At 56.4% G+C, this 12844-nt stretch carries 11 protein-coding genes and 1 other annotated feature (1 of these 12 cut by a window edge); of the genes, 10 read left to right on the plus strand and 1 reads right to left on the minus strand.

The window, feature by feature from the left end:
* Positions 1 to 2: 2 nt before the first annotated feature.
* The 10 genes from dnaN to NWP14_RS15630 all read left to right on the plus strand — a co-directional run bounded on the left by dnaN (position 3) and on the right by NWP14_RS15630 (position 12236).
* On the plus strand, positions 3 to 1103 hold the full coding sequence (gene dnaN, locus NWP14_RS15585; RefSeq protein ID WP_095102386.1) for a DNA polymerase III subunit beta: 1101 nt from the start codon (positions 3 to 5) through the stop codon (positions 1101 to 1103).
* A 139-nt stretch (positions 1104 to 1242) separates the two neighbouring features.
* On the plus strand, positions 1243 to 2316 hold the full coding sequence (gene recF / locus NWP14_RS15590) for a DNA replication/repair protein RecF (RefSeq protein WP_095102390.1): 1074 nt from the start codon (positions 1243 to 1245) through the stop codon (positions 2314 to 2316).
* 28 nt (positions 2317 to 2344) lie between these two features.
* Entirely contained in the window at positions 2345 to 4759 is a 2415-nt protein-coding gene (gyrB, locus tag NWP14_RS15595; RefSeq protein WP_095102394.1) for a DNA topoisomerase (ATP-hydrolyzing) subunit B, read from the plus strand.
* 210 nt (positions 4760 to 4969) lie between these two features.
* A complete protein-coding gene (gene yidA / locus NWP14_RS15600) occupies positions 4970 to 5782 on the plus strand; it encodes a sugar-phosphatase (protein ID WP_045853748.1) in 813 nt (270 codons plus the stop codon).
* A gap of 246 nt (positions 5783 to 6028) precedes the next feature.
* Positions 6029 to 6718, plus strand: coding sequence for a D-galactonate utilization transcriptional regulator DgoR (gene dgoR / locus NWP14_RS15605; RefSeq protein ID WP_095102397.1), 690 nt, complete (start codon positions 6029 to 6031; stop codon positions 6716 to 6718).
* Positions 6715 to 7608, plus strand: a complete 894-nt coding sequence (locus NWP14_RS15610; protein WP_375215619.1) for a 2-dehydro-3-deoxygalactonokinase — start codon at positions 6715 to 6717, stop codon at positions 7606 to 7608. The genes dgoR and NWP14_RS15610 overlap by 4 nt, the downstream gene beginning before the upstream one ends.
* 71 nt (positions 7609 to 7679) lie before the next feature.
* Positions 7680 to 8297 (plus strand): 2-dehydro-3-deoxy-6-phosphogalactonate aldolase, encoded by a 618-nt coding sequence (locus tag NWP14_RS15615; RefSeq protein ID WP_375215620.1) that lies wholly within the window; start codon positions 7680 to 7682, stop codon positions 8295 to 8297.
* The gene (dgoD, locus tag NWP14_RS15620; RefSeq protein ID WP_095102411.1) at positions 8294 to 9442 is read left to right on the plus strand and encodes a galactonate dehydratase; all 1149 of its coding nucleotides are present in this window, start codon (positions 8294 to 8296) and stop codon (positions 9440 to 9442) included. The genes NWP14_RS15615 and dgoD overlap by 4 nt, the downstream gene beginning before the upstream one ends.
* Before the next feature lie 178 nt (positions 9443 to 9620).
* Positions 9621 to 10958: an MFS transporter gene (locus NWP14_RS15625; protein WP_375215621.1), complete on the plus strand. Its 1338-nt coding sequence runs from the start codon at positions 9621 to 9623 to the stop codon at positions 10956 to 10958.
* A gap of 51 nt (positions 10959 to 11009) precedes the next feature.
* Positions 11010 to 12236: a DUF3748 domain-containing protein gene (locus tag NWP14_RS15630; RefSeq protein ID WP_375215622.1), complete on the plus strand. Its 1227-nt coding sequence runs from the start codon at positions 11010 to 11012 to the stop codon at positions 12234 to 12236.
* 1 nt (position 12237) lies between these two features.
* Here NWP14_RS15630 and NWP14_RS15635 read toward each other — a convergent pair whose 3' ends face one another.
* Positions 12238 to 12570 (minus strand): YceK/YidQ family lipoprotein, encoded by a 333-nt coding sequence (locus tag NWP14_RS15635; protein ID WP_375215623.1) that lies wholly within the window; start codon positions 12568 to 12570, stop codon positions 12238 to 12240.
* 239 nt (positions 12571 to 12809) lie between these two features.
* Positions 12810 to 12844, plus strand: a sequence feature (ROSE (Repression Of Heat Shock gene Expression) occurs in the 5'-region of heat shock genes and acts as an RNA thermometer to modulate expression.); it runs 40 nt beyond the window's last position.

The following is a 12844-nucleotide window of genomic DNA, read 5'->3' on the forward strand; positions in this document are numbered from 1 at the left end:
CTATGAAATTTACCGTAGAACGTGAACATTTATTAAAACCGCTGCAACAGGTAAGCGGCCCGTTAGGTGGTCGTCCGACGCTGCCCATTCTCGGTAACCTGCTGCTTCAGGTCTCGGAAGGCGCGCTGTCGCTCACCGGCACGGACCTGGAAATGGAAATGGTGGCGCGCGTTGCGCTGATGCAACCGCATGAAACGGGCGCAACGACGGTTCCGGCACGTAAATTCTTTGATATCTGCCGTGGCCTACCTGAAGGGGCGGAGATCGCGGTTCAGCTGGAAGGCGATCGGATGCTGGTGCGCTCCGGGCGCAGCCGCTTCTCGCTATCGACGCTCCCTGCCGCAGATTTCCCTAATCTCGACGACTGGCAGAGCGAAGTTGAATTCACGCTGCCGCAGGCGACGATGAAGCGCCTGATTGAAGCCACCCAGTTTTCGATGGCCCATCAGGACGTCCGCTATTACTTAAACGGTATGCTGTTTGAAACCGAAGGCGACGAACTGCGCACCGTCGCCACCGACGGGCACCGCCTGGCGGTCTGCTCTATGCCGTTGGGGGAATCGCTGCCTGACCATTCGGTGATCGTACCGCGTAAAGGGGTGATTGAGCTGATGCGCATGCTCGACGGCGGCGATACGCCGCTGCGCGTGCAGATTGGCAGCAACAATATCCGCGCCCACGTCGGTGACTTCATCTTTACCTCGAAGCTGGTTGACGGTCGCTTCCCTGACTACCGCCGCGTGCTGCCGAAGAATCCGGATAAACATCTGGATGCAGGCTGCGATATTCTCAAGCAGGCGTTTGCCCGGGCGGCGATTTTGTCGAACGAGAAGTTCCGCGGCGTGCGTCTGTACGTGAGCGAAAATCAGCTGAAAATCACCGCCAATAACCCGGAGCAGGAAGAAGCGGAGGAGATCCTCGACGTTTCCTACTCCGGCAGCGAAATGGAAATCGGCTTTAACGTCAGCTACGTGCTGGACGTGCTGAATGCGCTGAAGTGCGAAAACGTGCGTATTTTGCTGACCGATTCGGTTTCGAGCGTGCAGATTGAGGATGCGGCGTCGCAATCCGCAGCCTACGTTGTCATGCCTATGCGCTTGTAAAGAATATCGGGCTATCTTACTTGCCATTTTCAACCTGGGCTGTGCTCGCCCCTGTCACGTACTTCGTGTACGCTCCAGGGCCTGTGCGCAGTCCGCGTTGAAACTGGCTGCGACGATAACGCCCTGGCTATGAGTTGATATGTCGCTGACCCGATTACTCATCAAAGACTTCCGCAATATTGAAGATGCGGATCTCGCTTTATCTCCTGGCTTTAACTTCCTGGTTGGCGCCAACGGCAGCGGCAAGACCAGCGTGCTCGAGGCCATCTATACGCTCGGTCACGGCCGGGCGTTTCGCAGCCTGCAAATTGGCCGCGTTATCCGCCATGAGCAGGAGTCGTTTATCCTGCACGGACGCTTACAGGATAACGAGCGCGAGGTCGCCATCGGCCTGACTAAAGATAAGCTCGGTGACAGCAAGGTCCGTATTGACGGTACCGATGGGCACAAAGTCGCTGAGCTGGCGCATTTAATGCCGATGCAGCTGATTACGCCGGAAGGGTTCACTTTACTCAACGGCGGCCCCAAATACAGAAGAGCCTTTCTTGACTGGGGATGCTTTCACAATGAGAGCGGGTTTTTTACCGCCTGGAGCAACCTGAAGCGCCTGCTGAAGCAGCGCAACGCCGCGCTGCGTCAGGTCGGCCGCTATGCTCAAATTCGGCCCTGGGACCTGGAGCTTATCCCGCTGGCGGAGCAAATTAGCCGCTGGCGTGCCGATTACAGCGCCGCTATCGTCGAAGACATGGCGGATACCTGTAAGCAGTTTTTACCTGAATTCTCTCTGACCTTTTCCTTCCAGCGCGGCTGGGAAAAAGACACGGATTACGCCGAGGTACTGGAGAGAAACTTCGAGCGTGACCGCATGCTGACCTACACCGCCCACGGCCCGCACAAAGCGGATTTCCGCATACGTGCCGATGGTGCGCCGGTCGAAGATACTTTGTCACGTGGGCAGCTCAAACTCCTGATGTGCGCGCTACGGCTGGCACAGGGAGAGTTTTTAACCCGCGAAAGCGGGAGACGCTGTCTGTATCTGATAGATGATTTTGCCTCGGAACTTGATGACGCGCGGCGCGGGCTGCTTGCCAGCCGCTTAAAAGCCACGCAGTCGCAGGTTTTCGTCAGCGCAATAAGCGCTGAGCACGTAATGGACATGTCGGACAAAAATTCGAAGATGTTCACCGTGGAAAAGGGTAAAATAACGGATTAACCCAAGATTAAATGAGCGAGAAACGTTGATGTCGAATTCTTATGACTCCTCCAGTATCAAAGTCCTGAAAGGGCTGGATGCGGTGCGTAAGCGCCCGGGTATGTATATCGGCGACACGGATGACGGCACCGGTCTGCACCACATGGTATTCGAGGTTGTGGATAACGCTATCGACGAGGCGCTCGCAGGGTACTGTAAAGACATCGTTGTCACCATCCATAGCGATAACTCCGTCTCCGTACAGGATGATGGCCGCGGCATTCCGACCGGTATTCACCCGGAAGAGGGCGTATCGGCGGCAGAGGTCATCATGACCGTACTGCACGCAGGCGGCAAGTTTGATGATAACTCCTATAAAGTTTCCGGCGGCCTGCACGGCGTAGGCGTTTCCGTGGTTAACGCCCTGTCGCAGAAGCTGGAGCTGGTGATTCAGCGCGATAATAAAGTTCACCGTCAGATGTACGCCCACGGCGTGCCGCAGGCGCCGCTGGCCGTAACCGGCGATACCGAAAAAACCGGCACCATGGTACGTTTCTGGCCGAGCTATGAAACCTTCACCAACGTGATCGAGTTCGAATATGAGATTCTGGCAAAACGCCTGCGCGAGCTGTCGTTCCTGAACTCCGGCGTCTCCATCCGCCTGCGCGATAAGCGTGATGGCAAAGAAGACCATTTCCACTACGAAGGCGGCATCAAGGCGTTCGTTGAGTATCTCAACAAGAACAAAACGCCAATTCACCCGAATATCTTCTATTTCTCCACCGAAAAAGACGGTATCGGCGTCGAAGTTGCGCTGCAGTGGAACGACGGCTTCCAGGAAAATATCTACTGCTTTACCAACAACATTCCGCAGCGCGACGGCGGGACTCACCTTGCGGGCTTCCGCGCGGCGATGACCCGTACCCTGAACGCCTACATGGATAAAGAAGGCTACAGCAAAAAGGCCAAAGTCAGCGCGACCGGCGACGATGCCCGCGAAGGCCTGATTGCCGTAGTCTCCGTGAAAGTACCGGATCCTAAGTTCTCCTCGCAGACCAAAGACAAGCTGGTCTCCTCCGAGGTGAAAACCGCGGTAGAGCAGCAGATGAACGAGCTGCTGAACGAATACCTGCTGGAAAACCCGTCAGACGCCAAAATCGTGGTGGGTAAAATTATCGATGCTGCGCGCGCGCGCGAAGCGGCACGCCGTGCCCGTGAGATGACCCGTCGTAAAGGCGCGCTGGACCTGGCTGGCCTGCCGGGCAAGCTGGCTGACTGTCAGGAACGCGACCCGGCGCTGTCCGAACTGTACCTCGTGGAAGGGGACTCCGCGGGCGGTTCTGCCAAGCAGGGCCGTAACCGTAAAAACCAGGCTATCCTGCCGCTGAAGGGTAAAATCCTCAACGTTGAGAAAGCCCGTTTTGACAAGATGCTCTCCTCCCAGGAAGTCGCTACGCTTATCACCGCCCTGGGCTGCGGCATTGGCCGCGACGAGTACAACCCGGATAAGCTGCGCTACCACAGCATCATCATCATGACCGATGCGGACGTCGATGGTTCGCACATTCGTACCCTGCTGCTGACCTTCTTCTACCGTCAGATGCCGGAAATCGTCGAACGTGGTCACGTCTACATTGCGCAGCCGCCGCTGTACAAAGTGAAGAAAGGCAAGCAGGAACAGTACATTAAAGACGATGAAGCGATGGATCAGTACCAGATCTCCATCGCCCTCGATGGCGCCACCTTGCACACCAACGCCAGTGCCCCTGCCCTGGCTGGCGAAGCGTTAGAGAAGCTGGTTGCCGAGTTCAACGCAACGCAGAAAATGATTGGCCGCATGGAGCGTCGCTTCCCGAAAACGATGCTGAAAGAGCTTATTTACCAGCCAACGCTGAGCGAAGCTGAACTGGCGGACGAACAGGCCGTAACCCGCTGGGTGAATAAGCTGGTAACCGACCTGAACGAAAATGAGCAGCACGGCAGCCAGTGGAAGTTTGATATTCATGAAAACACGGAACAGCAGCTGTTCGAGCCGATTGTTCGCGTCCGTACTCATGGTGTAGATACCGACTATCCGCTGGATCATGAGTTTGTGACCGGCGGCGAATATCGTCGTATCTGCGCCCTGGGCGAGAAGCTGCGCGGCCTGATTGAAGACGACGCGTTTATCGAACGCGGCGAACGCCGTCAGCCGGTTGCCAGCTTTGAGCAGGCGCTGGAGTGGCTGGTGAAAGAGTCCCGCCGCGGGCTCTCTATCCAGCGCTATAAAGGCCTGGGTGAAATGAACCCGGATCAGCTGTGGGAAACCACAATGGACCCGGATAGCCGCCGTATGCTGCGCGTCACCGTTAAGGATGCGATTGCCGCTGACCAGCTGTTCACCACCCTGATGGGCGACGCCGTTGAACCGCGCCGCGCATTTATCGAAGAAAACGCCCTGAAAGCGGCGAATATCGATATCTAAGCCGCGAATTCCCCGGTATAGCGCTTCGCTGACCGGGGTAACCGTTTGATAAACCCGGATCGCACGCTCAACGGCGTCATCCGGTTTTTTTTCAGCCGGAAAAGGGGAATGCCCCTGCCGAACCTATCCTCGTTTTCCCTGGCTTCTGTTGCTGTTTTTTGAGCGGAATCGCGTTAGCATGAGTCAGGACTCATCTTACCTGGGGATCTCATGGCCATTAAACTGATTGCAATTGATATGGACGGCACGCTTCTGCTGCCAGACCATACCATCTCTCCTGCCGTTAAAACCGCGATTGCCGCGGCGCGCGCGCGCGGCGTCAACGTGGTGCTGACCACCGGTCGGCCGTATGCCGGCGTGCACAGCTACCTGAAAGAACTGCACATGGAGCAGCCGGGAGACTACTGCATCACCTACAACGGTGCGTTAGTGCAGAAGGCAAGCGACGGCAGCACCGTCGCGCAAACTGCGCTGAGCTATGATGACTACCGCTATCTGGAACAGCTTTCCCGCGACGTCGGCTCCCATTTTCACGCGCTTGACCGCAATACCCTGTATACCGCCAACCGCGATGTGAGCTACTACACGGTGCATGAATCCTACGTTGCAACCATCCCGCTGGTCTTCTGTGAAGCAGAAAATATGGATCCCAACATCCAGCTGCTGAAGGTCATGATGATTGATGAGCCGGTGATTCTGGACCAGGCGATCGCCCGCATCCCGGCAGAAGTGAAAGAGAAGTATACCGTGCTGAAAAGCGCGCCATACTTCCTCGAGATCCTCGATAAGCGGGTCAATAAAGGTACCGGCGTGAAGTCGCTGGCCGATGCGCTGAATATCAAGCAGGAAGAGATCATGGCGATTGGCGATCAGGAAAACGATATTGCGATGATTGAGTTCGCCGGCGTTGGCGTCGCGATGGATAACGCGATACCGACCGTTAAAGAAGCGGCAAACTTTATTACTAAATCTAACCTTGAAGATGGCGTGGCGTATGCCATTGAAAAGTATGTTCTGAATTAATCCCTCTTCCCCTGGAACCAACCCGCGACCCTCGCGGGTTTTTTTATGCCTGCCGTTTCCCCGCCATCAATATTCTTATCATCAATTGTCGTTTTTGTGATCTAAATTGTAGTACAACACGATATGGTTGTACTACATTAAGGCCACGGTAATGATGAGTGCTATCACGTTAGTACTACAAAGTTGAGGCGAAATCCGGCGGTCACGGTAAAGTAGAGCAGGACATACAGAGCACAAGGACTCTCCATGACTCTCAATAAAACCGATCGCATCGTTATCACGCTGGGCAACCAGATCGTCAGCGGCAAATACGTTCCCGGCTCGGCGCTGCCGGCTGAGGCGGAGCTGTGTGAAGAGTTTGAAACCTCGCGCAATATTATTCGCGAAGTGTTCCGCTCCCTGATGGCCAAGCGGCTGATAGAAATGAAGCGTTATCGCGGCGCCTTCGTCGCACCGCGTAACCACTGGAACTACCTTGATACCGAGGTGCTGCAGTGGGTGCTGGAGAATGATTACGACCCGCGCCTGATTGGCGCGATGAGCGAAGTACGAAACCTGGTGGAACCGGCCATCGCCCGCTGGGCGGCTGAACGCGCAACCTCGAGCGATTTAGCGCAAATCGAAGAAGCGCTCAACGACATGATTGCCAATAACCAGGACCGGGATGCCTTTAACGAAGCCGACATTCGCTATCACGAAGCGGTGCTGCAGTCGGTACATAACCCGGTGTTACAGCAGCTGAGCGTGGCAATCAGCTCGCTGCAGAGAGCGGTATTTGAACGAACCTGGATGGGTGATGAAGGCAACATGCCGAAAACCCTCCAGGAACATAAGGCGCTGTTTGATGCCATCCGGCATCAGGATAGCGAAGCGGCGGAGCAGGCGGCGCTCACCATGATCGCCAGCTCAACACGAAGGCTGAAGGAAATCACATGACATCTCGCTACATCGCAATTGACTGGGGATCGACCAATCTGCGCGCCTGGCTTTTCCAGGGCGACAGGTGCCTGGAGAGCAGGCAGTCGGAAGCTGGCGTAACCCGCCTCAACGGCAGGTCCCCGGCTGCGGTGTTTAGCGAGATAACCGAAAGCTGGCGCGATGACGCCACGCCAACGGTGATGGCGGGGATGGTCGGCAGCAACGTGGGCTGGAAAATCGCCCCTTACCTACCGGTTCCCGCCCATTTTTCGGCTATTTGCCAACAGTTAACCGCCGTTGGCGACAATATCTGGATCGTTCCCGGCCTTAGCGTCTCCCGGGACGATAACCGCAACGTGATGCGCGGCGAAGAGACGCAGCTGCTCGGCGCGCGCGCGATTGCTCCCTCCTCTGTCTATGTGATGCCCGGCACCCACTGCAAATGGGTGCAGGCCGATCGCGAGCAAATTCTTGATTTTCGCACCGTGATGACCGGTGAACTGCACCATTTATTACTGCACCATTCGCTGGTGGGCGCCGGCCTGCCGCAGCAGGAAACCTCAGCGGAGGCATTTTCCGCCGGCCTCGAGCGCGGGCTGACATCGCCCGCCGTTTTAGCGCAGCTCTTTCAGGTTCGCGCTTCGCACGTGCTGGGCACGCTACCGCGCGAGCACGTCAGCGAATTTTTATCCGGCCTGCTGATTGGCGCCGAGGTTGCCACCATGAGCGAAAGCGTGATTGACCAGCAGATTACTATCGTTGCCGGAGAGGCGTTGGCGAACCGCTATCAGCAGGCGCTGGTTGCATTTGGCCGTCAGGCGACGGTTATTTCCGGCGATACGGCTTTCCAGGCGGGTATACGGTTCATCATTCAATCGGCCTCCTTACTGGCCGCGCCTGCTCGCTGAATTTAGCCAGCGACCGGGCTCGTTGTCCCGACGCATTCTGAATGATTTTGTCTAAATAAGGAGCATCGCATATGCAGTGGCAAACCAGGCTTCCGCTGGTCGCAATTCTGCGCGGCATAACGCCGGAAGAGGCGCTGGCGCACGTGGGCGCCGTTATCGATGCGGGATTTGATGCCGTCGAAATCCCGCTGAACTCGCCCCGCTGGCAGCAAAGCATTCCGGCCATCGTCGAGGCGTTTGGCGATCGGGCGCTGATTGGCGCAGGTACCGTGCTGCAGCCGGAGCAGGTTGACGAGCTGGCGAAGATGGGCTGTCGGCTTATCGTTACGCCAAACGTTCAAAGTGAAGTGATTCGCCGTGCGGTGGGCTACGGGATGACCGTCTGTCCCGGATGCGCTACGGCTACTGAGGCTTTCACCGCGCTCGATGCGGGTGCCGGCGCGCTGAAAGTGTTCCCGTCCTCCGCTTTTGGCCCGGATTATATCAAGGCGCTGAAAGCCGTTTTACCGCCAGAGGTCCCCGTCTTCGCCGTCGGTGGCGTAACGCCGGAGAACCTGGCGCAATGGATTGATGCCGGCTGTATCGGTGCCGGGCTGGGGAGCGATCTTTATCGTGCCGGACAGTCCGTTGAACGCACCGCCCGGCAGGCTGCCGCATTTGTTAAAGCATATCGAGAGGCTGTGCAATGAAAATAACCAAACTGACTACTTACCGTTTACCTCCGCGGTGGATGTTTTTGAAAATTGAAACCGATGAAGGCGTTGTTGGCTGGGGCGAGCCGGTGATTGAAGGGCGCGCGCGCACCGTCGAAGCGGCGGTGCATGAGCTGGGGGAATATCTGATTGGCCAGGACCCGGCGCGTATTAACGACCTGTGGCAGGTGATGTACCGCGCCGGTTTTTATCGCGGCGGCCCTATTTTGATGAGCGCCATTGCCGGTATCGATCAGGCGCTGTGGGATATCAAAGGCAAAGTGCTGAATGCTCCGGTATGGCAGCTGATGGGCGGCCTGGTGCGGGACAAAATTAAAGCCTACAGCTGGGTTGGCGGCGATCGCCCGGCGGAAGTTATCGATGGTATTAAAAAGCTGCGCGGGATTGGCTTTGATACCTTCAAATTAAACGGCTGCGAAGAGATGGGGGTTATTGATAATTCCCGTGCGGTAGACGCAGCGGTCAATACCGTGGCGCAAATCCGCGAAGCCTTCGGCAATGAAATTGAGTTTGGTCTTGATTTCCACGGCCGCGTCAGCGCGCCGATGGCTAAAGTGCTGATTAAAGAGCTGGAACCGTATCGCCCGCTATTTATTGAGGAGCCGGTGCTGGCGGAGCAGGCGGAATATTATCCAAAACTGGCGGCGCAGACCCATATTCCGCTAGCGGCGGGTGAACGTATGTTCTCGCGCTTCGAATTCAAGCGAGTATTGGAAGCGGGCGGCCTGGCCATTTTGCAGCCGGATCTGTCGCACGCCGGAGGGATCACCGAATGCTATAAAATCGCCGGAATGGCTGAGGCTTATGACGTGGCGCTGGCGCCGCACTGCCCGCTGGGCCCGATCGCCCTGGCCGCCTGCCTGCACGTCGATTTCGTCGCGCGCAATGCGGTCCTCCAGGAACAAAGCATGGGCATTCACTACAACAAGGGCGCGGAGCTGCTCGACTTTGTGAAAAATAAAGAAGACTTCAGTATGGAAGGCGGCTTCTTTAAACCGTTAATGAAGCCTGGGCTGGGAGTGGAAATTGATGAAGCCAGAGTGATTGAACTCAGTAAAAATGCGCCGGACTGGCGTAATCCATTGTGGCGTCATGAGGATGGTTCCGTCGCCGAATGGTAATGTGCGTCATACTTTGCACTGGTGATGCGTTGGCTGCATTTTCTTACCCCAGTCACATACTAATGTATGCTCCTGGGAATGCGAAAATATGCCACCTTTCCCCGGCACAAATTATTTAGCGCATTACGGTTAAGTTATTAATAAAAAATTCAAATAAACCCTCTGTAATTTACCGGGCATGGTGAGCGGCTTCGCTATGCCCAAAATCTGGAGACAGATTGCTATGGATATTTCAGTGACAGCTGCAAAACCCGGGCGTCGTCGTTATCTGACGCTGGTTATGATCTTTATTACCGTTGTTATTTGCTACGTTGATCGGGCTAATCTTGCCGTCGCGTCAGCGCATATTCAGGAAGAGTTTGGTATTAGCAAAACGGAAATGGGCTATATTTTTTCTGCTTTTGCCTGGCTTTATACGCTGTGTCAAATCCCCGGCGGTTGGTTCCTCGACCGCGTAGGTTCGCGAATGACCTACTTTATTGCCATTTTTGGCTGGTCGGTGGCGACGCTGTTTCAGGGCTTTGCCACGGGGCTGATGTCGCTCATTGGTCTGCGAGCGATTACGGGCATTTTTGAAGCCCCGGCTTTCCCGACCAATAATCGCATGGTGACCAGCTGGTTCCCGGAGCATGAACGCGCATCGGCGGTCGGCTTCTACACCTCCGGTCAGTTTGTGGGGCTGGCATTCCTTACGCCGCTGCTGATCTGGATTCAGGAGCTGCTGAGCTGGCATTGGGTATTCATCGTCACCGGCGCTATCGGTATTGTCTGGTCGTTAGTTTGGTTCAAGGTCTACCAGCCTCCGCGCCTGACTAAAAGCATCAGCAAAGCCGAGCTGGACTATATTCGCGACGGCGGCGGTCTGGTGGATGGCGATGCGCCGGTCAAAAAAGAGGCGCGGCAGCCGATGACCAAAGCCGACTGGAAGCTGGTATTCCATCGTAAGCTGGTCGGCGTCTACCTCGGGCAGTTTGCCGTCACCTCCACGCTGTGGTTTTTCCTGACCTGGTTCCCCAACTACCTGACTCAGGAAAAGGGGATTACCGCGCTAAAAGCGGGCTTTATGACCACGGTTCCGTTCCTTGCCGCGTTTGTTGGCGTGCTGCTCTCGGGCTGGCTGGCGGACAAGCTGGTGCGAAAAGGCGTGTCGCTGGGCGCCGCGCGTAAAACGCCTATTATCTGCGGGCTGCTGATATCGACCTGTATTATCGGCGCGAATTACACCAACGATCCGGTATGGATTATGACCCTGATGGCCATCGCGTTCTTCGGCAACGGCTTTGCTTCTATCACCTGGTCACTGGTGTCATCGCTTGCGCCGATGCGCCTGATTGGGCTGACCGGCGGGGTGTTTAACTTTGTCGGCGGTCTGGGCGGGATCACCGTTCCGCTGGTCATTGGCTACCTGGCGCAGGGATATGGTTTTGCTCCTGCTCTGGTTTATATTGCCGTCGTGGCTCTGATTGGCGCGCTTTCCTACATTGTGCTGGTGGGCGATATTAAACGTGTAGGCTAATTCTTGCCGATACTATACCCTGATGCGAACGCCGTGCATCAGGGTAGTCCTATGAAACAAATCACTTTTGCCCCTCGTCATCATCAGTTGACCAATACTCGCGTCTGGACTGCGGATAGCCAGTGGCTGGTTTTTGACGTCCGCCCGTCCGGGGCCTCCTTCACCGGGGAGACGATTGAGCGGGTCAACGTCCACACCGGGGCGGTAGAGACTATCTATCGCGCGCAGCAGGGCGCTCACGTTGGCGTGGTGACCGTTCATCCAACGAAAGATGCCTACGTTTTTATTCACGGCCCCGAGCACCCGGATGAAAGATGGCATTATGATTTCCACCACCGTCGCGGCGTGGTGTCGTTTCAGGGCGAGTGCCGTAACCTTGATGCGATGGATATCACCGCTCCTTATACCGCCGGCGCGCTGCGCGGCGGTAGCCACGTCCATGTTTATAGCCCTGATGGTCAGCTGGTCAGCTTTACCTATAACGATCACGTGCTGCATGAGCGCTCGCCCGCGCTGGATCTGCGCAACGTTGGGGTGGCCGCGCCCTATGGCCCGGTAGTACCGCGCGGGCAGCATCCGCGTGAATATGGCGGTAGCCACTGGTGCGTGCTGGTCAGCCGGACGACGCCTGAGCCGACGCCGGGCAGCGATGAAATCAACCGCGCTTATGAAGAGGGCTGGGTCGGTAACCATGCTTTGGCTTTTATTGGCGACACGCTATCGGCAGAAGGTGAAAAGGTTCCCGAGCTGTTTATCGTCGCCTTGCCGGATAGCGAACAAGGCTGGAAGCAGCAGGGCGACGCGCCGCTGGCGGGGACCGATACTACGCTCCCCGCGCCGCCGGCCGGGGTGATGCAGCGGCGCCTGACCTTTACTCACGACCGCCGCTATCCCGGATTAACCACCGCGCCGCGCCACTGGGTACGGGCTAACCCGCAGGCGACGGAGATTGCGTTTCTGATGCGCGATGATGCCGGCGTGGTTCAGCTGTGGCTGATTTCGCCGCAGGGTAGCCGCCTGCGGCAGCTAACCGCTAATCGCTCGGATATTCAGTCGGCGTTTAACTGGCACCCGTCGGGCGAATGGCTGGGATTTGTGCTGGAGAATCGGATTGCGCTTTGCCACGCTCGATCTGGTGCGGTGACGTTTTTGACTGCCGAGGGGGAAAGCTCGCCTTCAGCGGACGCGATCGTCTTTTCGCCGGATGGCAAATATCTGGCATGGATGGCGGAGGTGGGCGGCTATCGTCAGCTGTGGACCACCGAGGTTACGCGTTAAATCAAGGGGTTGTCATTGACGCTGGCGGGATAACCGAATTGGTCGCCAGCGACTCTTTTTCGCTTTTTTCAACGCGCGATTTTATCGAGCTATCGGTACGGAACATATCCCACGGCAGCAGCAGCGTATCCATCACCGCGGTGAGAGGCATATCTATCGCCACCAGGGATTTTGTTCCCCAGTTGGCATCGCTATCGCCCAGCATCTGCGCGCTGGCACGCGTTCCCGGGTAGGTTCCTTCCTTGCCACCGGTATGAGACATCACGCTGGAGCAACCGCTCAAGCCTACCATTCCGCCGAACAGGACCAGCTTTAACAAACCGCTTTTCATCATTCTTCCATTATTGTTTCGGGCATTGAGATAACCATTTATCGGTTATATCGAGCCATCCTCTGAATGCATAGCGTTATTACGCTGCACTGTGGCAGGCATCGCATTTTGCCTTTTGTGCTACCCCCAGTCTAAGCAATCGTCGGCAAACTGCAAAAAAAATTGCTGCATTCGTCTTGAAAAACGCGGTGGGAAACCCATTTTAGAAACGTGGCCCAATGAGAATACGCCTGCGGGGTATTCCGGGTAATAACGACCTGTCCATGATGGAAGGTCA

This window comes from Klebsiella sp. C349492 (assembly GCF_042055345.1).
GTDB lineage: Bacteria > Pseudomonadota > Gammaproteobacteria > Enterobacterales > Enterobacteriaceae > Klebsiella > Klebsiella scottii.

Excerpts from the sequence above, each read along its gene's own strand:
- dnaN (WP_095102386.1), top strand. The coding sequence starts at position 3 with ATGAAATTTACCGTAGAACGTGAACATTTATTAAAACCGCTGCAACAG.
- recF (WP_095102390.1), top strand. The coding sequence starts at position 1,243 with ATGTCGCTGACCCGATTACTCATCAAAGACTTCCGCAATATTGAAGAT.
- gyrB (WP_095102394.1), top strand. The coding sequence starts at position 2,345 with ATGTCGAATTCTTATGACTCCTCCAGTATCAAAGTCCTGAAAGGGCTG.
- yidA (WP_045853748.1), top strand. The coding sequence starts at position 4,970 with ATGGCCATTAAACTGATTGCAATTGATATGGACGGCACGCTTCTGCTG.
- dgoR (WP_095102397.1), top strand. The coding sequence starts at position 6,029 with ATGACTCTCAATAAAACCGATCGCATCGTTATCACGCTGGGCAACCAG.
- NWP14_RS15610 (WP_375215619.1), top strand. The coding sequence starts at position 6,715 with ATGACATCTCGCTACATCGCAATTGACTGGGGATCGACCAATCTGCGC.
- NWP14_RS15615 (WP_375215620.1), top strand. The coding sequence starts at position 7,680 with ATGCAGTGGCAAACCAGGCTTCCGCTGGTCGCAATTCTGCGCGGCATA.
- dgoD (WP_095102411.1), top strand. The coding sequence starts at position 8,294 with ATGAAAATAACCAAACTGACTACTTACCGTTTACCTCCGCGGTGGATG.
- NWP14_RS15625 (WP_375215621.1), top strand. The coding sequence starts at position 9,621 with ATGGTGAGCGGCTTCGCTATGCCCAAAATCTGGAGACAGATTGCTATG.
- NWP14_RS15630 (WP_375215622.1), top strand. The coding sequence starts at position 11,010 with ATGAAACAAATCACTTTTGCCCCTCGTCATCATCAGTTGACCAATACT.
- NWP14_RS15635 (WP_375215623.1), bottom strand. The coding sequence starts at position 12,570 with ATGATGAAAAGCGGTTTGTTAAAGCTGGTCCTGTTCGGCGGAATGGTA.